Here is a 17,945-nt window from a genome sequence, read left to right as displayed (position 1 = left end):
GCTTTGAGACGGTTTGGGACGCTCAGGAACGGAGGCTCTGGTCCACCTGGGTTGAGAGGTTAGGCAGCCTGCGCGTGATGGCGCAAACGGCGATGCGTAAGGGTCTGGCGCTTGATCCGTGCCCGCTCCTGCAGGATAGCCTCGCCGCGGCCGAAGTAGACGTCGGCAGGCGTGAGGTTGCCCAGGCTCTCGTGGGCGCGGGCGTGGTTGTAGTGCTCGACGAAGGCGGCGACCCGCGCCTCCAGCTCGCCGGGTAGGTAGGCGTGTTCGAGCAGGATGCGGTTCTTGAGCGTCTGGTGCCAGCGCTCGATCTTGCCCTGTGTTTGCGGATGGCGCGGCGCACCACGAATGTGGGTCATGCCCCGGCTGCCGAGCCAGTCGGCCAAATCGCTCGCGACGTAGCTCGATCCGTTGTCGGTGAGCAGCCGAGGCTGGTGCACCACCTGCACGTGATTGAGCCCCGCGGCCGCGAGCGCCAAGTCGAGCGTGGCGGTGACGTCGCTGGCCTGCATCGTCGCGCACAGCTTCCATGCCACGATGTAGCGCGAGAAGTCGTCGAGCACGGTCGAGAGATAGTACCAACCCCAGCCGACCACCTTCAGATAGGTGAAGTCCGTCCGCCAGAGCTGGTTGGGGGCCGTGGTCTTGTCGCGGAACTCGTCGGCAGCCTTGACGACGATGTAGGCCGGGCTGGTGATCAGGTCCTGGGCCTTGAGCAGGCGGTAGACGGTGGCTTCTGAGACGAAGTAACGCCGCTCGTCGGTGAAGCGCACCGCCAACTCGCGCGGGCTGAGCTCCGGCTGCTCCAGCGCGAGGGTGACGATCTGCTCGCGAACCTCGGCCGGCAGCCGGTTCCAGACCCGGCTCGGGCGGGAGGGACGATCCGCTAGGGCCTCGGGGCCGCCGCGCTGATAAGCATCGTACCAGCGGTAGAACGTCGCCCGGGTGATGCCGAGCTTCTCCAGGGTGGCGCGCACCGGCAGATGGGATTGCTCGACCAGCCGGATGATCTCCAGCTTCTCAGGGGGTGGGTACCTCATGCCTCGTCGCCCCCAGCCCCGGTCACACTTTTTTTCAGCAGGCGGTTCTCCAGGACGAGATCGGCCACGACCTCCTTCAGCGCGCCCGCCTCGCGGCGCAGCTCCTTGACCTCGTCGGCGGTGGCGGCCCGGGCCGTGTCGCCGGCCAGCCGCTTCTTGCCAGCCTTCAGGAACTCCTTGGACCAGCCGTAGTACATCGAGCTGGTGATGGGCTCCCGCCGGCACAGCTCGGCGATGCTGTCCTCGCCGCGCAGGCCCTCCAGCACGATGCGGATTTTCTCCTCGGACGAGAACTGCCGACGCGTGGCCCGGCGGATGTCCTTGATTACGGTCTCTGCCGGCTTCCGTGCCGGCCCGGATGTCTGCTTCATCTTCGCTCCTGGGGACTACGATGAACCAGCCATCCTCCGTTCGTGAAGACCCTCAATCTGTCTCAGGAGTGCTGACGGCGGACATCATGCGGGCGCTCTCTAGTGAGGGCGAACCCTGAGCGTCCCAAACCGTCTCAAAGCATCTGACGACGGACACTGTGTGATGACCTTCGTCGACCAGGATCAGGTCGAAGAAGTCCGGCGGCAGCCCCTGGAGCCAACGGTTCTCCGTACCCTGAAGCTGTTGGATGTTGGTGACGACGACGTGCGCTTCGTCCAGGTCGGAGCGATTCGATGTGCGGCCCCGGATTTCGACTGGCTCGGGCCACGGCGGTCCCTGCAAGACCGCGCATTTCTGGTAAAACATGTCGGGCGACGCCGGGTCGAAGTCGGCTACCAATTGCTGGGCGATCGCCACGTTCGGGGCGACGACGAGCGTCCGGCTGGACCCAAATGCGAAGGGGGCGAGCGTGATCGTTCCCGACTTACCGCATCCCACCGGCAGGACGATGCCTGCCTCCCTTTCGTCCTCGGAGGCAAAGGACGAGATCGCCTCGAATGCCTCCTGCTGTGGTGTTCGGATACGTGTGTTTCCGCTTACGGACGGCCGCCTGGCAACGAACGGGCTTGGCAATGATGCACCGAATCAATGAGCTGGGCTGTTCAAGATAGGGCGACCCTGCCAAGTAGAAAATGCGGGGCCCCGGCTATCCACTGGTTGCGGTGATGGACTGCTGGATTTCCGGCTCGCCGAACAGCGAAGGGCCCCCGTTGCCGATGAAGCCCTCAGACCGTCCACCCAGTGTGCCCCACCGCGAACGGTGGGACGGAAACCGTCGGCCGTGGGTAGAGGGATCCAATGGTTTGCCCAGCCGCGAACAGCGGGATGAGGTGAGATTGCCCTGATCGGGACGCCCGGACAACGCGAAGCAGCGTCCCCGGTTAACGCTCCGCACCGCATGGTGCCCTCCGAACGGAAGGGCGATCCGATGGACCGGGAGGATATCCGCGTCGCCGCGCGGGCGATGGAGGCGCAGCGTTTCTTGGAATCTGAGCAGCAGGCCGTCCATATGCTCCGACGCGAGATCCGGGATACCCCGCCAGGGAGGCCCTGGCTGCTGGAGCAGGCCCTTACCGAGGAGGCCAGGCTTGCCGCCGAGAGGCACCCATCCCTCCAGCGCTACCCAGTCGGCTTGGCCTCCCTCAAAGGTCCGGAACGCCCTGCGCAGTGGGGACATCAGCGCCTGGGATTTCGACCGCCAGCTCGCCGTCGCGGCCTCCCTCGGCCTCCGGGCCCGCATCGTCTTGGAGCCCGCGGGCTGACGTGCGCCCGACGTCAGGCTGACGTGCGCCTCTGTGCGCCCTCCGCCCTTTTTTTGAAGGCCTTCCTCTGTAGACGAGGGACGACCCGCAAGCGACTCAGCTTGCTCGCTATTTCGGGTTGGTGATCGGAGTAGGTTTGCGAGATTCGCGTTACACTATCCCAAGTGAGTTGTACTGCCGTTTCTGAGGCGACATGTCTGCATTTTCAGCGCGACATGTCCTGGCGTCTTGCATCCCGTCACGGCATCATCCTCCGGTCACCAGGAGGATGCCATGCGCACGAAGCTGACGACCCTGAGCGAGGCCGAGCGGATCGCCCATGCGCGCGACCTCGGACGCGACCGGAAGCGTGCCGAACGCGAGCGGGCCCGGGACGCTGGGCGCCCCGATCCGGCGACGGTCGACCGGGCGATCGTCGAGGCCGTTCGCTCGTTTTTCTCGGCCGATCCTCAGTCAGTCCGCCCGATCGCGCCCGACGCCCTCCTGCGCGTCGCAGCGCTCCAGCTGCTGCGGCGCGCCCACGCTGCCCACGACGCCGGGGCCGAACCGATCCACTACACCCGGGAAGCCGTGTCGGAGGCCCTCTACGCCCGCCTGTCCGCCTCGGCGAGGGGCGGTCCGAAGGCTCAGAAGGCGGCCTGATCCAAGTTCGAGAAACTCGTTACATCGAGCGGGATAGGCGTTGCAGTGTATATGAGTAACGTGGAGCGGGGTCATGCTGTTCTCCAGGGGTGGCTCGACACGTCCCGCCGTTAACCGACGGCCAGGGATACCTCTCGAAACCTCGGCCGCCATCGTTGACGTTGGAATCCGGCCAGGCCCATCTTGGGGGCACACCAGCTCACGGAGGCCCGCCATGACGAACCACGCAGCCCACATCTCGCTCGATGTCGCCGGCCGCCTGGCGACCGTTGGCGGGGCCCTCCACCTCGGCATCGAGCGCGCCGCCGCGAATGCCCGCATACGCCGGGAGCAGGCCGTGGATTCCGTTTCGGAGCTCGCCCTCCGCCTCCAGGAAGCCCGCGAGGATCAGGCCGCCGCGCTCGATCGGGCAGCCGCGGCTGAAGCAGCCCTGCTGGCGGCTCGGCGCGAGATCGCTCAGCTGCGCGAGGCGGTCCGGCGCGAGCAAGCCTTCAGCGCGGAGCTCCGGTCGATCGTCGGCGTCTGAGCCCACAGGCAATTCCCCCACGAAAAAGGCCCGCCGGTCACCCGGCGGGCCTTCGTCGTTTTCGGAGGGCGTACGGCTCAGTGCATCGAGGGCCGGGGGGCGGTCGTCCACGTCTGGGCCGGGACGTAGCCCTCGTCGGCGAGGGACCGGACGCCGCCGCGGCGGCCCATCGCCTCGACCTCGGCGCGCTCGCCGGCCATGCGGCGGCGGGCGGCGGCCAGGGCGGCGCGCTGCTCGGCGTCGCTCATGGCCCCAGGGGCGGCTCCGACCGGCGGAAGGTCGGCGATGCGGTCGGACGCGTCGGTCGCCGTGACATGGCGGTGGACCGTGCGGGACGGCAGCGTAGTGAGGCGCTGGAGATCGGACGGAGTGAGGCGTCCGAACCAGTCACGGACGTGCTGCGGGGCGTCGGCAAGCTCCCTGCGCGCGACCTCGGCGTCGCCGCCGTGCAGCAGGGACGCCGCCGCCAGCTGCACCGCGACGCCAACAAGCGGGACCGGCCCGGATGCCTGCGGAGGGCGGGCGGACACAGGGACGCGATCGGCCGCGACCGCCGCGTCCGCCACGTCGCGGGGCCCGACGGGGGGCCGGGGCAGCAGGGCGCCGAGGGTCGACCCTATCGCATCGGCGGTGAGGTCCAGGACCCGCGCCGGCCCGTCGAGCCCCTTGCCGACGGCGCGGCCGGTCGCCTCCCCGACGGCCTTGGCGGCCCGGCCGACCCGGCGGGCGTCCCCGGCGAGGGAGAGGGCGGCCTCCTTAGCGCCCCCGAAGATGGCGCGGATGATGGCCACCAGCGCGGCGATGAAGGCCTTGGCGGCCCGGGCGGCGTAGTCTGCGAGAGAAAGCATTTTCGTGCTCCACGACGACGGCAGGGTCGGGATGCCGCTGCCTTGAGAGGATGATCTGCCTGGGCGTAGCAAGGCACCAGGCGTGACATGTCGGCCTAGAAGCCGAGGCGGCCCCGGAGCTCCGCCGGCAGCTGGCGCCGGTGCGCGTGGACCAGCCCGCGCGCGTGCCCGCCCTCCAGGGCAGTCAGCTCCTCCCGCCCCGCAAGACGGTGCCCCGCGGGGCTCGCCACTGCCGACCAGCCCATGCTGTTCGCGTCGTGCGCCCGGTCGCCGTCGAGGCTCGTGAGGTATCTGCAGGCCTCCAGCAGGTCTGCCCGGTGATCAGGATCCCGCGCCGCTGCGAGGTCTTCCTGCGCGGCCGGCTCGGCCAGTCGGCGGTCGACCGCCGCGATGACATCGCGGGCCTCACCGAGGAGTGCCCGCGCGAATCGGTGCTGGCCCGGCGTGAGGCTAGCGGCGTGCGCGAACTCCTCGACGAGCGGGCGCTTCGACCGGAACGCCCAGCCGTTGCGGGCGAGCTGTTCCTTCAACTCGGTCTGGATCCGCGAAAGGGTGTCAGTGTCGACGGGCCGGCGCAGGGCCTCGCGCTCGGCGCGGGCGACGATCTCCTCGGCCGCCATGCGCTCCCAGCCGCGCAGGAGGAACGACAGCCTCGGCTCGGCCGGGGCCTTGGAGAGGTCCCAGTTCACCGTGTCGCCGATCAGCGTCAGGCCGGCCTGCCGCGGGCCGCGGCATGTCCGCTCGAAGGAGACCTTCGCGAGCGGCGTCGCATCGGCGATCCAACGGCCCGCCGGACCTTCGCGCCACGCGAGATCCAAGTAAGACGGCGAGCGCTCCAGAGTTGACGCGCCGGTCGACAGCGTAGAGACGCCAAGGATCGGGCAATCTGTCCTTGCAAGATCGGGCATTCCAAATCTTCACCAAATGATACCGAACGGCGTTTCGCTTCCAGAACCATCAGAAAGCTTGCCTCTCAGTCATTTTCCCACTTGCGCGCAAATCCGCAAGTGCTCGAATGTGATTCGTTGCTTGGAGTCGATGATGGAGAGCTTGATGCAAACCGCGAGCGCACCCCCGCGTGGGGGTGCCCCCGTGCGCGTGGTCACGGACGCCGAGGTTGTCGCCCGGCTGCGCGCCGGCGTCGCGGCGGCCGGGTCTCAGCGCGCCTATGCCGCCGCCGCCGGCCTGCACGGGCCGGGCCTGTGCCAGGTCCTCCGCGGGCGGCAGGCGCCGGCCGCGAGCCACCTCCGCGCCGTCGGCGTCGAGCGCGCCCTCGTCGTCCGCGACGAGGCCCCTGCCGCCGGGGAGGACGCGTCGTGCAGCTGACGCCTCGCCAAATCCGGATCCGCCTCGACCGGGCCGTTGCCCGGGCCGGCACCCTCCGCGCCCTCGCGCTTGAGGCCGGGATCAGCGCCTCCCAAGTCGGGCGCCACGCGAAGTCTGGGGCGAACGTCCCCGACAGGCTGCCGCAGGCCGCAGGCATGTGGCGGGACGCCGAGGGCGACGTGCGCGACCGCGAGCCCGCTCGAATCCAGATCTTCGCCGTGCAGGCCTCCGGCGATGCCGGCGTCGCCGCCGCGGTCGCGATGCTCGGGGCCGCCCTCGGCCAGCGCTGAGCCGCCCTTCGTCGACGCGCCCGGCGGCAGGGGCGCCCCGCCTACCACCCCCCTCATCGATGGTGCTGCATCATGATCAAGAACAGTTTCCCGCTGACCCCCCTGAACCGCCTCCGCCACGGCCCCGACGAGGGCGCCCCGGCCGGCGTCTGCAACGTCCGGATCTCCGGGCGCGAAGACGGCCTCGACGAGCTGGCCGCCTCGATCGCCTCGGTCGGCCTGCTGCAGCCGCTCGTTGTCGTGCGGCACGAGGGGCTGTCCTACATCGCCGACGGCAACCGCCGGCTGGCCGCCCTGCTGCGCCTCGCGGCGGCCGGCACGATCGCCGATGACCACGAGGTCGATGTCGTCGAGCGCGACGCCGCGACGGCCCGGGAAGCGGGGCTCGCCGCCAACCTGACCCAGTCGGCGATGCATGAGGCCGGCCAGATGGCCGGGTTCGCCCAGCTCGCCGACGGCGGCCTCAAGCCCAAGGACATCGCGGCGCGGTTCGGCGTCTCGGTCGCGCACGTGAAGAAGCTGCTGGCGCTCGGCTCGGTCGCCCCGTGCATCCTCGACGCCTGGCGCACCGGCAAGCACGGGGTCAGCATCGACACGGTGAAGGCCTTCACGCTGGCCCCAACGGTCACCGACCAGGAGCGCGTCTACGCCAAGCTCACGAAGGTCGGCGGCAGCATCTATAGCCACCAGATCCGCGAGGAGCTCGGGGCCGGGCACTCGACGGGGACGCTGCTCAAGCGGGTCGGCGTCGACGCATACAAGGCGGCGGGCGGCGCCGTGATCAAGGACCTGTTCGGGGACACCAGCGCCGTCTCGGATCGCGCGCTGCTGCAGCGGCTGTCCGACGAGCGCCTGGTCGCCCGCCGGGACGAGCTCCGGGCGGACGGATGGGCCTGGGTCGAGCTCGAATCCGACCTGCCCTTGGAGGCCCGGTACAGCTGGTCGACGCTGCACTCCTCCAAGCGCGAGCCGACCGAGGCCGAGGCTGCCCGGATCCGCGAGATCGAGGCGGTCCTGGAGGGCGAGGGGGACGGCACCGTCTCGGACGAGGAGACGAATGCGCTGGAAACGAAGCACGAGGCGATCGAGGCCTCCCTGACGATCGAGGCCACCCCAGAAGACCGCGCCCGGACCGGGTGCGTCGTGTCGTGGGGCTGGGACGGCGAGATCCACGTCCGCGACTACGTCCTCCGGCCCCAGGACGCGCCGGCGGTGAAGGCGGCTGCCGCGCCCGCCGCCGACCCTGCCGAGCCCGAGCCCGAGGCCGCGGGCCCGTTCGCCGCGCTGCTGGAGCGGGTCTCCGAGCAGCTGACGCAGGCCGTGCAGGACGCGCTCCCGACGGACGGCCGCGTCGCGATCGCGGCCCTGCTCGCCGGGGCGACGTGCAAGGACAAGTGGGCCGCCCCGGCGCGCGTCCGGCTCGACGGCCTCGGCGGCGAGCACGCCAGCGTCCGGGACGCCGAGCGGTTCGAGACGCTGCTCGGGCGATACCTCGCCATGGGCGTCGAGGACCTCCTCGCCGCGGCGGGCAGGATCCTCGCGCGGAGCATCGACCTGCGCTCGGCCAAGCATTCGAAGATGGCCGCGCCGGCCGACCGCCCGGGCGTGATGGCCCTGGCGGGTGCGCTGGATCCGGCCGTCGTCGCGGCCCGGCTCTCCGATCGATGGGACGCGGAGGCGTTCTTCAAGGCCGTCCCGCGCATGGCGATCGTCTCGGCGATCGGGGAGGCCTGCGGATCGGAGGCGGCCGCCCGCGCCAGCAAGCTCAAGAAGGGCGGGCTGGTCGAGCTCGCCGCGGCGACGGTCGTCCCCACGGGCTGGCTTCCCCGGGAAATCCGGTGGCCGGGCTACGCGGGCCCGGGCTCCGAGCCGGCCCTGGCCGAGGCCGCCTGAACCCTACCGGGGCGGCCACCCGGTCGCCCCGGATTCCTGCAGCACCGGAGACCCCCATGATCGAGCAGCACACCGACGCCGCCGTCCCCGCCGTGATGGCGGCCCTAGTCAACCTCGACGATCCCCAGGCCCTGGTCGACGCCCATGCCGCCGCGGTCGCCGCCGGGCGGCCGCCCATCGCCGAGCAGGTCGCCCGGTACGCCGCTCACCTTGGCCAGGAGCTCCGCGCCACGACTGCCCGGATCGACTACGACCTCGGCCGGTGCCACGAGAGTCGCTACGACGATCTGCACACCGAGGACGACGAGGCCAGCGCCAAGCTGCGGATCCTCGAAGCCGTGCCCGCCATCGCGGCGGCGATCGACGCGCTGCCCGAGGACGACGTCGCCGCCATCTGGTGCCAGTACGGGCCCTATCCCGGGGAGGACGACGAGTGATCAGTCGCCCCATGCGCCGCTACGTCGAGGACCTCCACCGGGACCGGGACGACGACGACACGCCGCCCCCGGCGTTCCAGTGCCCCTGCTGCCAGGAGGTGCTCGGCATTGAGGAGGCCGTCGTCCTGGAGCGGCATCCCGAGATGCCGCGGGTCTGCCTGAACTGCCTCTGCGGATGACGCCTCGCGGCCCCTTGCGCGCCGCCGTGGCGGCCTTGCCCCTCGCCGGTGCGCCCGGCGAGCGGGACGGCCAGCTCGTTCGGACGCCCGGCCGCCCCGGGGAGCCCGACTTGGTCCTGCTCGTCCGCGTGCACGAGGGGCGAGCCCACTACCTGCCCGTCGCCCCCGCGCTCAGGCAGGCGCGGCATACCGGTTAGCTCCATCTAATCGGGGTGCCATGACGGTTAGCTTTCTCTAACCACAAGCTTGATGTTCTCGGTGTTGGTTAGTAAGTTCTAACCAGAGAGGGAGAGGCCCTCCGGAGACCGACAATGTCCCAGCCCCACGAGACCCCCCGCACCGAGCCGGAGCCCAGCTTCTTCGCCATGGCCGCCCTGATGGCCGGTGCCGAGGTCGATGAGGCCGAGCCCGACTTCTTCGCCATGGTGAGCCTCATGGCCTCGGCCCAAGCCGCCGAGATCCGCGACGAGCCCTGCGCCGGCCCGGTGATCCCGTTCCCCTCGCCGATCACCGCGCTCGACGCCTGAGCCCCCGAAGCTTTGGAGGTAGCCATGAAGTTCAGTCCCCGCATCGCTCAGATCCTGTCCCGCCTGCACGGTACGGCGGTGTGCGTGCCCTTTCAGCGCCAGCCCGTGCATCTCCGCGAAACCTCCTCGATGACGTCGGTCTACGGGCCGACCCGTCCGGGGACCCGGGGCCATGGCATCGGCCCGAACCGGATCCTCTACGCCGCGGTGGAAACGCCTCGCGCGTCCGAGCCCCGGCGGCGGTTCGTCCATAGGCTGCGCGACGCTGAGCTGGAGCATCTCGCGAGGGGCACGACGCACCTCGTGACCGCCCGCGCGGTGCCTGTCTCGAACGTGCGTGCCCTCTGTGCCGCCCGCTCGACCGCGCATGTGGAGGGCGGCCTAACCGCCTCGACCAGAGAGCGCGAGAACGGCATCACCCTCTGCAGGGCGGCGTTGGAGGAGGCCGATGCCTGCCTAGCCGCCTTCCACAGGGCCAGGACGTGGGAAAGCCGCATGAGTCTGGCTGATCACGCGCGGATCGCCCTCGAAGCCGCTCGCCTCGTCGCGGAGGACTTCGAGCTTGGTGTGGAGGTGGTGGTGCCGGCGTTCTCCGTCTTGGCACCGTACGCCTGGGACTTCGTCGCATGCTTCTACGCGCGCGAGGCCGCGCTCCTCGATCGCCCGGCGGATCTGCCGGAGGATGATGCCCTCGCCCTGGAAGGCCTGCGCCTATGACCCGCCGCCCCGCCGCCCCTCTCGACCTGTCGAAGCTGTCCGACGAACAGCGCGAGCGCCGCGCCCAGGTCGTCCGCTTCGGCGAGCTCGCCTTCGGCCCGAACTGGAAGTCCGAGCTCGCCCGGACCCTATCGAAGGTCCGCGGGGTCGAGGTCGCGGAGGAGCAGGTCCACGCCTGGATCCGGGGCAAGCGACCAGTCCCCGAGGGCATCGTGCGCGAGCTGCAGCACGTGCAGATCGAGATCTCGTTCGCACTGGCCGACCGCGCCCGCGCGCTCCAGTATTGGCCCGATCCCGTGCCGCAGGAGCCCAGCGCTGTCGAGGCAGCCCCGGCCGAGCGCCCGCCGGAGACGCGAGAGCAGGTCGTGGCCAGGATCATGGATGAGATCGCGGACTGGTGACTAGGGAGCCAGGGTCTCCAAGTCGTCGAGGTCCGGCGCGATGCGGCGCTCCCGCTCGGCATAGACCTCGTCGGCGAGCTGCTCGAACGCCGCCACATTCACGGACCCGCCCCACACGGCGGTCGCGCTGAACCGCGTCAGGGCGATGTTCGGGAAGTTGCGGCACGCTTCGCCGTAGATGGGCACATCGGACAGCCGGAGGCGTAGGTCCTCGGGCCACGGCCGGAACCCCAGCACCAGGGCGGAGCTTTCCGCCTCCTCGACGAGTCGTGCCTCCCAGGGATCGCAGACGGGCGCCAGGGCGGCGAGGCGATCCCGGGCCTCGGGGCTGAGCGCCATGACTGGCCAGAGCGGATGGTCGACGTAGCGCTCTCCGTCCGGCAGGCGCCGAGCGACGAGCCGCAGGGGAGGCCGACGGACGGGATCCGCTTCGTGGAAGCGGTGGCTGAGCGGGATGACGGTGCGGGTGCGCCAGGGCATGCGCCCGTCGTAGCCGGGCGCCCGTTACTGCTAGGTCTACGCCGCCTCGGCGAGCGCCGCCTTTGCGGCGGCCCCCGCCTCCTTTGCCGCCGTCTCGGCCAGGACCTCCTGGATCTCCCGCAGCCGAACGGGCCGCCAGTCCCAACAGTCCACGCCCACGTCGCAGCTCGACGCAGTGCCGGGCAGGCTGCCGTGCGAGTGGCCGTAGAGGTGCAGGTCGCCCCGGTGCATGCCCGGCCAAACCCTGTGCGCGCAGTGCGCCAGGTAGACGGCCTGCGCCTTCGGCATCCCGGGATCCTGCACGTGCACCGTGGCGGCCATGACAGGCTGGGCCGCCCAGGGCAGGCGAAGCCCCTGGGCCTCGTGGTTGCCCACGACGAGGAACTTGCGGCCCCGGAGGCGGTCGAAGATCTCCCGCGCCCGCTGGTGTCCGCCCCCGTAGGCGAAGTCGCCGAGGTGCCAGACGATGTCGTCCTCGCGGATGCGGTCGTTCCAGCGCGAGATCAGGACCTCGTCGTGCTCCTCGATCGAGGCGAACGGGCGGGGGCGGTCCATCCTGTCGGACAGGATCCCGCGGTGAGAGAAGTGGGTGTCGCTGACGAACCAGGTGACGGCCATGACGGCCTCCGAAATCCATAGGGGAACGCGTGCCGGCCGGGGCGTCCCGGCGGCGGGTGGCTGGCCGGTCAGGCCAAGCGACGGCGTTTGCCTATGCGGAGGGCGGTCATCATCGGCGGGACCCTCGCCGATCGGGGCGCCTCCGGCAAGGCGGGATTCGAGCGACGGTTGACGATCCCCTGGCCGGATCGCATGGGCGCGGGACCGCGAGGGGAACGACCGTTAACCGTCAACCTGCGCAGCGCTTTCCCCGGCCACGGTTTCCGGCGAGAATCCCAGCATGCCGACGTACATACTCGACACCGGGATCACGTTCGATTTCTGGGCTCACGGCCGGATCGCTGATGGCGCCCATGAGGATGCGCCCCTGACGCTCGAACAGGCGTGCTGGTTGCCCGAACTCTGCCAACCAGACGAGGCCGAGTTCCTACCTCGCGTGCCGCTCTGGACCCCGGCCGCGTTGCGCGGGGCGATCGACCGGGGGGACCTCGCCGTCGAGCGGCACGGTCGGTTGATGTACGTCACCAAGCGGCTCGTCCGCGAATGGAGAGCCAGATGCAGGACGACGCCCCGAAGCCCAAGCGAGCCCGCCCCAGCCGCGCCGCCTCCAAGCCCCGAACGCTCGGCAAGTCCGGCCGAGGCGCGCCCTATCTCTGGTGGCGCCCCGGGCGAAGCGACGCGGACGGGGTCGATCGCTCCGGCGTATGGTGGATCGTCCACCGCGGAAAGCAGGTCCGAAGCACTCGCAGCGGTTATGGCCCGGATGAGGAACGCCGCGCGCTCCAAGCCCTGATTGACTACACCGCGAGCCTCCACGTTATCGCCCCCGAGGAGATGGGCGGCGCCCGCAAGAACAGGCCGGCGTCCGAGGTGCTGATCGCCGAGGTCCTCGATAGGTACGTCACCGCCAAGAAGGGCAGGCTCGATCCCAAGACCGGAGAGACGAAGGGGGGCGTCGCCCGCCACAACGAGCTCGCCCAGCGGGTCGAAACGATCCTGGGCTGGTGGGGCACCCGGACGCTGGAGGAGGTCGACAGCGCCACCTGCGCCGCCTACGTCGCGTCCCGCGTCGGCTCGCCCTGGAAGACGCATCTCCGCGCGGGCCTGGATCGGAACGGCGACCCGCGCCCAGGCGACGGCAAGGCGAAGCGCCGGGGGCATTCCAAGCCCACGAAGCAGCGGGTGGTGACCGAAGGCGGGGCCCGGCGCGAGCTGGAGGATCTTCGAGCCGCCATCAACGCCGCGATCGCGGACGGCCTGACGCGCGACACCGTCCGGGTCACGCTTCCCGAGAAGGGGCAGGAGCGCGACCGCTGGCTGACCAAGGCCGAGGCCGCCCGGATCCTGCGCGGCGCCTGGCGCAAGGCGGAGGTCCAGACCGTGCACCGCGGAGCCCGCAAGGGCGAGCGGGTCGTCGGCCGGCGGGTCGGCAAGCACCTCGCCCGGTTCGTGCTCGTCGCGCTCCGGACCGGCACCCGGTCGGGGCCCGTCTGCAACGCGAGCTTCGAGAAGGTGATCGGCAAGCCCTGGATGGAGCTCACGACAGAGACAACGGTCGAGGAGCGCATCGAGAGCGTCACCGTCGACGGAGCGGTCTACGAGCGCAAGGTCCAGGTCCCGGTCATCAAGCGGGTCGCCATCTTCCACCGTAAGGCGGTCGGCCGGAAGGAGGCGGACAACAAGCGGGCCCCGACGGTCCGGATGCCCGACAGCCTCGTCGCCCACCTCTGGCGGTGGCGCCACAAGCTGGGCCAGACCTATGTCGTCGAGTGGAACGGGCAGCCGGTAGGATCGACGAAGCGCTCCTTCGCGAACGTCTGCTTCGAGCTCGGATTCGGCGACGACGTCGTGAGGCACAGCCTGAGGCACACCGCGGTGACTTGGGGCATGCAGGAGGGCGTCGATATCTGGGAGCTCGCCGGCTACGTCGGCATGACCGTCGAGATGATCGAGCGCCGCTACGGCCACCACTCGCCGAAGCACATGGAGGGCGCCCGGGCGGCGCTCGGCGGCCGAGGCCGGAAGCGCGCGGCCTGACACATCCCGGAATGCGGTGATGCGCGCAACAGCGCACCAACCTGTGGCCGAACCTGTGGCCGGTGCTTTGCTGTGGATATCGGGAAGACCGTTCCCCTAGGGGATAGTGGTCGGAGTGGCAGGATTTGAACCTGCGACCCCCACGTCCCGAACGTGGTGCGCTACCAGACTGCGCTACACTCCGATGGCCGGCTTCGCAGCCGACGAGCGGGCTTATAGCGAGCGCCCTGCTGGGTCGCAAGCGCTACCTTTCGAATGGGGGATGGAACTGCGCCGCGCTCAGCCGATAAGGCGGGGCCAACCGGGGGGCAGGGCGTGGAGGCGCAGCGGTGCGTGGGCCTGCGCGATGGCGGCCGCACCGATGTAGCCCGGGCCGGGTTCGAGATGGGCGAGCGTCCAATCGGCCGGTTCCTCCCGGCCGCCGGAGATCCGCAGCAAGGTTGCGGGCCCGGGGGGCAGCGAGACGCTGAACCGGTCGAGCGGCATCGACAGGCCGGCGCCGATCGCCTTCACGATGGCTTCCTTGCGAGTCCAGACGGCCATGAAGGCGCGGTCGCGCGCGGCCGGCGGCAGGGCGGCGAGGCCGGCCGCCTCGTCCGCCGCGAAGGTGCTGCGGGCGATGCGGATCGCATCCGGCACCGGCCGCAGGGCCTCGAGGTCGCAGCCGATCCGGGCCTGCGTCGAGAGGCCGACGAGGGCACGGTCGCCCGAATGCGAGAGGTTGAACGCGAGACCGGCGCCGACGAGTTCCGGCTTGCCGGCGGGGCCGGCCGCGAAGGCGAGGGCCCGCGGCTCGCTGCCGAGGGCATAGGCGAGGACTAGCCGCAGCGCCGCATGGCTCGCGATGAACCGGGCGCGGTCCCCGGACCTCAGGAACCGCGCGGCCCGCGCGCGCTCCTCGGGCGAGAGCACTGCCGCGCAGGCTGCCTGCGCGTCGTCGGCCGGCGCGAGATCGATCGACCAGATCGTCGTGCCGCCCGCCCGTCCGGGCTCCGCCACGCTCCAGGCGTCGGCCTGGGGAAAGGCCGTCACCGGGCGCCTCGCGGCGGCGCGGCGGCTCCGCTAAGGTGCCGGTGACGCGGGGGGGAAGCGGGCAATGGACGGTCTCGGGGAGGATGGGGCGGCGAGGATCCCTCGCGCCGCCGCGCCGTGCAAGCGCCACCCTGGCCGCGCGGCGTGACCGCCGCGCCGGTGCCGCGACCGCGCTTCGCCCTGCCGACCCTGAAGGACCGGCGAGCCCGCTACGGCGTCTTCTTCGCCACCTATTTCTATCAGGGGCTGGTGGCCGGGTTCTCGCTCACGGCACTCGCCAACCACCTCGCCGGGCAGGGCGTGCCGGCCTCCGAGGTCGGGCTGCACTTCGCCCTCGCGGGCTTGCCCTGGACCCTGCAGCCGATCCTGTGGGGGCCTCTCGTCGACCGTGCCGGCGGTGCCCGCATGGGCCGGCGCCGGGTCTGGGTCGCGCTCGCGTTCCTGGGCAGCCAGATCGCGCTCACGGGGCTTCTCCTGGTGCCGGGGGCGGAGGCACTCGGGCCGATCGGGATCGTGTTCCTCCTGCACAGCCTGTTCGCCTCCCTGCTGGACACCGCCTGCGACCGCCTGATCATGGACCATGTGCCCGAGGGCGAGCTCGGCCGGATGAGCGCCTGCACCCGGGCGGGCTTCATCGCCGGGACCAGCCTCAGCGCCGCCCTGTTCGCCTGGACCCTGTCCGTCTGGGGTTTCGGTGCCAGCGTGCGCGGGCTCATCGGTGTCAGTCTCCTGGCAACGCTGCCGGTGCTTCTGATCCGGGAAGCGCCCGGGGATGCGCTGGTCTCCCTCCGCCGCCGCACCTCCGCGCACAGCCGGGTCTGGCCCTTCCGCCGCTTCCTGAAGCGCCTGGGCCTCGGCCTGCGCCGGCCGAGCGCCCTGCGTCTTCTCGCGCTCTGCTTCGGCATCGACGCGTCGCTCGGGCTGTTCGAGCTTCGCTTCGGCGTCGACCTCGTTCAGGCGCAGGGGTGGGACCCGGCCGGGCTCTCGCGCCTTCAGGCGGCGCTGGCGCTCGCGAGCGGAACGGTCGGGGCCCTCGTGGTCGGCTTCTGGTCGGACAGGGCCGGCCCGCTCGCGTCCCTGTGGAGCCTGCTGGCGGTCGGCTCGGCCTGCTTCGCGGTGGCGGCCGGGCTGATCGCCGGCGGCCTCGTGGGGCCGGCCGGTCCCCTCGTTCTCGGCCTCACCACCGTGCTGCCGGGCCTCGTCATCGTCGCGCTGGTGCCGGCCCTCATGCGGGCAAGCCGCGGACGGGCCGGGGCCGCCACCCAGTTCGAGGTGTTCATGGCCGCGATGAATCTCGGTTCGGTGGCGGGTGGGGCCGCCTCCGGGCCCCTCGCGCCCGTGCTGCCGCTCGCATTCGCGGCGGGCCTCGTCGCCCTGGTGTTCCTGGGGAGTGCCGTCCTGGTGCGGCGTCCCGCCCTGATCCTGCCGCGCGGGCCGGTGTCCCGCGGGTCTCCGGCGTCCTGAGCCGGCGATGCCCTCGGGTCAGGCCTGCTCGCGCCCGGCGGGGGCACCGCGCGCCCGCCCGTAGCCGGCGGGATCCCGGAACGCACTGCCCGTCGCCGCACCGCGCGACAGGCCCATCGCCAGGAAGCCGAGCTGCGCCAGCCCCAGTCCAGCGTAGAACAGGCCGACGCCCGCGTACCAGGAGAGGTCGTGAGACAGGGTGAGCCGCATCGCGACGATCGCCAGGATCGGAGCCAGCAGGACCGGACAGACCGCTGGATGAAGAGCGCTCGCCAGCATATTCGGTTCAGACGGTAAGGATTGCCGCGATCATCGGCGGATTTTCCGGTGACGATCCCGAAAATGCAACCCTTGGCAACGGAACCGGCAGATATCATTCCGACGCGTAGCCCGGAAGAACCAGTCCATCCCCGGCGGCCGGCGCGATCCCCGCGCGCGAATTCTCCCCTTCGGGACAGCGGTGTTGCGGATCGTTTTCAATCTTCGTTCGATGGCGATCGTCCCGGATTCCGGCGCGTCGATCGTCTTTCAATGCGTCTCAGGCCTGAAGCGCAATCGCACGAAAAGGCCCGGGCCTCTCGTCGAGAGCCCCAGGCTTCGCCGCGTCACAGCGACGATGTCCGTCTTAACCGGATGCGTTCACATGGCTCCGGATACTATCCGGCATAAACGCTGCCGGCGGTCTGCGGAAACTTCTCGGCCAGGGCACGGCGCAGCTTCTCCAGGGCACGGTTCTCGATTTGCCGCACCCGCTCCTTCGAGATGCCGAGGCGGTGGCCCAGCGCTTCGAGGGTCGCCTGGTCTTCGGCGAGGCGTCGCTCCCGCAGGATCCGCAGTTCCCGCTCGGACAGCACCGTCAGGGCCTGCTGCAGCCAGATGAGGCGGCGCTCGCCGTCGACCGTGGCGGAAACCGTCTCGTCCGGCAGGGCAGCGCCGTCGACGAGGAAGTCCATCCGCTCGGAGGAGGCCTCGCTTTCCTCGCCGACCGGCGCGTTCAGCGACATGTCGGGCCCGGAGAGGCGTGCATCCATCAGCGCGACGTCTTCCCGCGACACGCCGATCGCAGTGGCGATGCGGCGATGGATCTCGTCGCCGACGCGCTCCTCGGTCGATTGCATCAGGCGCGCGCGCAACCGCCGCAGGTTGAAGAACAGGGCCTTCTGGGCCGAACTCGTGCCGCCTCGTACGATCGACCAGTTGCGCAGGATGTAATCCTGGATCGAGGCACGGATCCACCACGTCGCGTAGGTGGAGAAGCGCACCTCCCGCTCCGGTTCGAACCGGGCGGCGGCCTCCATGAGGCCGACATGGCCTTCCTGCACGAGATCCGCCATCGGCAGCCCGTAGTGGCGGAAGCGGCCGGCGAGCGCGATCACCAGGCGCATATGGGCGGAGATCAGGCGGTGCAGGGCGCGCTCGTCGCGCTCATCCTTCCAGCGGACCGCGAGGCCGCGTTCCTCGTCGCGTGCGAGGAAGGGCGCTTCCATGGCCGTGCGAATGAACTGCCGACGTATCCCTGCAATATCCGCCATCCCCGCCTCCGCCTCTTTCGTTCGAGTGCTGTTGCAGCAAAGACCGCACAAAACGGTGCCGATGGCACCGGCAGGGACCTATGCCAGGCAACCGACAACGGAAGGGCGGGCGCGAAAGTTCCGTGCGGCGTGATGACGAAACCGGCATCTCTGCACGAAGCTCGCTGGCCGGCCGGGCGTTGCGGTCCGGAGACCAGCATGCGGCGGCCCCATGACGGGCTTGCGACGCCGCCCACGAAAAAGGCCCGGCGCGCGGGCGCCG

General features: G+C 70.6%; 21 protein-coding genes and 1 tRNA gene. 12 read left to right on the top strand and 10 right to left on the bottom strand.

All coding sequences use genetic code 11. From position 1 onward, the window contains the following. Window positions 1-59 precede the first annotated feature (59 nt). Together F6X51_RS19890 and F6X51_RS19885 are read right to left on the bottom strand one after the other, a co-directional pair. A protein-coding gene (locus F6X51_RS19890; RefSeq protein WP_246696908.1) for an IS3 family transposase occupies window positions 60-1,411 on the bottom strand; the annotation gives its coding sequence in 2 pieces (ribosomal slippage) (window positions 60-1,064 and window positions 1,067-1,411; 1,350 coding nt in all). Window positions 1,412-1,463: 52 nt separating this feature from the next. Then, the gene (locus tag F6X51_RS19885) at window positions 1,464-2,045 is read right to left on the bottom strand and encodes a DEAD/DEAH box helicase family protein (protein WP_150965420.1); all 582 of its coding nucleotides are present in this window, start codon (window positions 2,043-2,045) and stop codon (window positions 1,464-1,466) included. Window positions 2,046-3,007: 962 nt separating this feature from the next. Between F6X51_RS19885 and F6X51_RS19880 the strand changes: the two genes are divergently transcribed. Further along, complete coding sequence (locus F6X51_RS19880) at window positions 3,008-3,376, top strand: hypothetical protein (RefSeq protein ID WP_150965419.1); 369 nt, start codon at window positions 3,008-3,010, stop codon at window positions 3,374-3,376. 214 nt (window positions 3,377-3,590) lie between these two features. Beyond that, complete coding sequence (locus F6X51_RS19875) at window positions 3,591-3,902, top strand: hypothetical protein (protein WP_150965418.1); 312 nt, start codon at window positions 3,591-3,593, stop codon at window positions 3,900-3,902. A gap of 77 nt (window positions 3,903-3,979) precedes the next feature. Here F6X51_RS19875 and F6X51_RS19870 read toward each other — a convergent pair whose 3' ends face one another. Together F6X51_RS19870 and F6X51_RS19865 are read right to left on the bottom strand one after the other, a co-directional pair. Further along, window positions 3,980-4,750 (bottom strand): hypothetical protein, encoded by a 771-nt coding sequence (locus F6X51_RS19870; RefSeq protein ID WP_150965417.1) that lies wholly within the window; start codon window positions 4,748-4,750, stop codon window positions 3,980-3,982. A 95-nt stretch (window positions 4,751-4,845) separates the two neighbouring features. Beyond that, window positions 4,846-5,568, bottom strand: coding sequence for a hypothetical protein (locus F6X51_RS19865; RefSeq protein ID WP_150965416.1), 723 nt, complete (start codon window positions 5,566-5,568; stop codon window positions 4,846-4,848). 235 nt (window positions 5,569-5,803) lie between these two features. Between F6X51_RS19865 and F6X51_RS19860 the strand changes: the two genes are divergently transcribed. The 8 genes from F6X51_RS19860 (at window position 5,804) to F6X51_RS19825 (ending at window position 10,520) form a co-directional block, all read left to right on the top strand. After that, window positions 5,804-6,076 carry a transcriptional regulator gene (locus tag F6X51_RS19860; protein WP_150965415.1) on the top strand — a complete coding sequence of 91 codons (273 nt, stop codon included), beginning with the start codon at window positions 5,804-5,806 and terminating at the stop codon, window positions 6,074-6,076. After that, a complete protein-coding gene (locus F6X51_RS19855; RefSeq protein WP_150965414.1) occupies window positions 6,067-6,366 on the top strand; it encodes a hypothetical protein in 300 nt (99 codons plus the stop codon). Before F6X51_RS19860 ends, F6X51_RS19855 begins: the two co-directional genes overlap by 10 nt. 72 nt (window positions 6,367-6,438) lie before the next feature. Next, complete coding sequence (locus F6X51_RS19850; RefSeq protein WP_150965413.1) at window positions 6,439-8,259, top strand: ParB/RepB/Spo0J family partition protein; 1,821 nt, start codon at window positions 6,439-6,441, stop codon at window positions 8,257-8,259. 56 nt (window positions 8,260-8,315) lie between these two features. Beyond that, entirely contained in the window at window positions 8,316-8,696 is a 381-nt protein-coding gene (locus F6X51_RS19845; RefSeq protein WP_150965412.1) for a hypothetical protein, read from the top strand. Further along, the gene (locus tag F6X51_RS19840) at window positions 8,693-8,875 is read left to right on the top strand and encodes a hypothetical protein (RefSeq protein WP_150965411.1); all 183 of its coding nucleotides are present in this window, start codon (window positions 8,693-8,695) and stop codon (window positions 8,873-8,875) included. The genes F6X51_RS19845 and F6X51_RS19840 overlap by 4 nt, the downstream gene beginning before the upstream one ends. 311 nt (window positions 8,876-9,186) lie before the next feature. Next, the gene (locus tag F6X51_RS19835) at window positions 9,187-9,402 is read left to right on the top strand and encodes a hypothetical protein (RefSeq protein ID WP_150965410.1); all 216 of its coding nucleotides are present in this window, start codon (window positions 9,187-9,189) and stop codon (window positions 9,400-9,402) included. Window positions 9,403-9,426: 24 nt separating this feature from the next. Continuing rightward, a complete protein-coding gene (locus tag F6X51_RS19830) occupies window positions 9,427-10,119 on the top strand; it encodes a hypothetical protein (RefSeq protein ID WP_150965409.1) in 693 nt (230 codons plus the stop codon). Further along, window positions 10,116-10,520 (top strand): hypothetical protein, encoded by a 405-nt coding sequence (locus F6X51_RS19825; protein WP_150965408.1) that lies wholly within the window; start codon window positions 10,116-10,118, stop codon window positions 10,518-10,520. Before F6X51_RS19830 ends, F6X51_RS19825 begins: the two co-directional genes overlap by 4 nt. Here F6X51_RS19825 and F6X51_RS19820 read toward each other — a convergent pair whose 3' ends face one another. Together F6X51_RS19820 and F6X51_RS19815 are read right to left on the bottom strand one after the other, a co-directional pair. Beyond that, the gene (locus F6X51_RS19820) at window positions 10,521-11,000 is read right to left on the bottom strand and encodes a hypothetical protein (protein WP_150965407.1); all 480 of its coding nucleotides are present in this window, start codon (window positions 10,998-11,000) and stop codon (window positions 10,521-10,523) included. It abuts the gene before it with no gap. 36 nt (window positions 11,001-11,036) lie between these two features. Next, a complete protein-coding gene (locus tag F6X51_RS19815) occupies window positions 11,037-11,618 on the bottom strand; it encodes a metallophosphoesterase (protein ID WP_150965406.1) in 582 nt (193 codons plus the stop codon). 555 nt (window positions 11,619-12,173) lie between these two features. Here F6X51_RS19815 and F6X51_RS19810 point away from each other — a divergent pair. Further along, complete coding sequence (locus F6X51_RS19810) at window positions 12,174-13,655, top strand: site-specific integrase (RefSeq protein WP_150965405.1); 1,482 nt, start codon at window positions 12,174-12,176, stop codon at window positions 13,653-13,655. Between the two features lie 107 nt (window positions 13,656-13,762). Here the strand turns inward: F6X51_RS19810 and F6X51_RS19805 are convergent. Continuing rightward, window positions 13,763-13,839: transfer RNA gene (locus F6X51_RS19805), tRNA-Pro, on the bottom strand. A 95-nt stretch (window positions 13,840-13,934) separates the two neighbouring features. Further along, window positions 13,935-14,687: a 4'-phosphopantetheinyl transferase family protein gene (locus F6X51_RS19800; protein WP_246696907.1), complete on the bottom strand. Its 753-nt coding sequence runs from the start codon at window positions 14,685-14,687 to the stop codon at window positions 13,935-13,937. Window positions 14,688-14,846: 159 nt separating this feature from the next. Here F6X51_RS19800 and F6X51_RS19795 point away from each other — a divergent pair, with 159 nt between their 5' ends. Further along, complete coding sequence (locus tag F6X51_RS19795; protein WP_246696906.1) at window positions 14,847-16,151, top strand: MFS transporter; 1,305 nt, start codon at window positions 14,847-14,849, stop codon at window positions 16,149-16,151. A gap of 18 nt (window positions 16,152-16,169) precedes the next feature. Here F6X51_RS19795 and F6X51_RS19790 read toward each other — a convergent pair whose 3' ends face one another. Both F6X51_RS19790 and F6X51_RS19785 read right to left on the bottom strand, forming a co-directional pair. Further along, window positions 16,170-16,430, bottom strand: a complete 261-nt coding sequence (locus F6X51_RS19790; RefSeq protein WP_150965403.1) for a hypothetical protein — start codon at window positions 16,428-16,430, stop codon at window positions 16,170-16,172. A gap of 377 nt (window positions 16,431-16,807) precedes the next feature. Beyond that, entirely contained in the window at window positions 16,808-17,683 is an 876-nt protein-coding gene (locus F6X51_RS19785) for an RNA polymerase factor sigma-32 (protein ID WP_150965402.1), read from the bottom strand. Between the last annotated feature and the right edge of the window lie 262 nt (window positions 17,684-17,945).

This window comes from Methylobacterium planeticum, from assembly GCF_008806345.1.
Classification (GTDB): Bacteria; Pseudomonadota; Alphaproteobacteria; order Rhizobiales; family Beijerinckiaceae; genus Methylobacterium; species Methylobacterium planeticum.
This window is presented reverse-complemented; position numbering and strand designations above follow the sequence as displayed.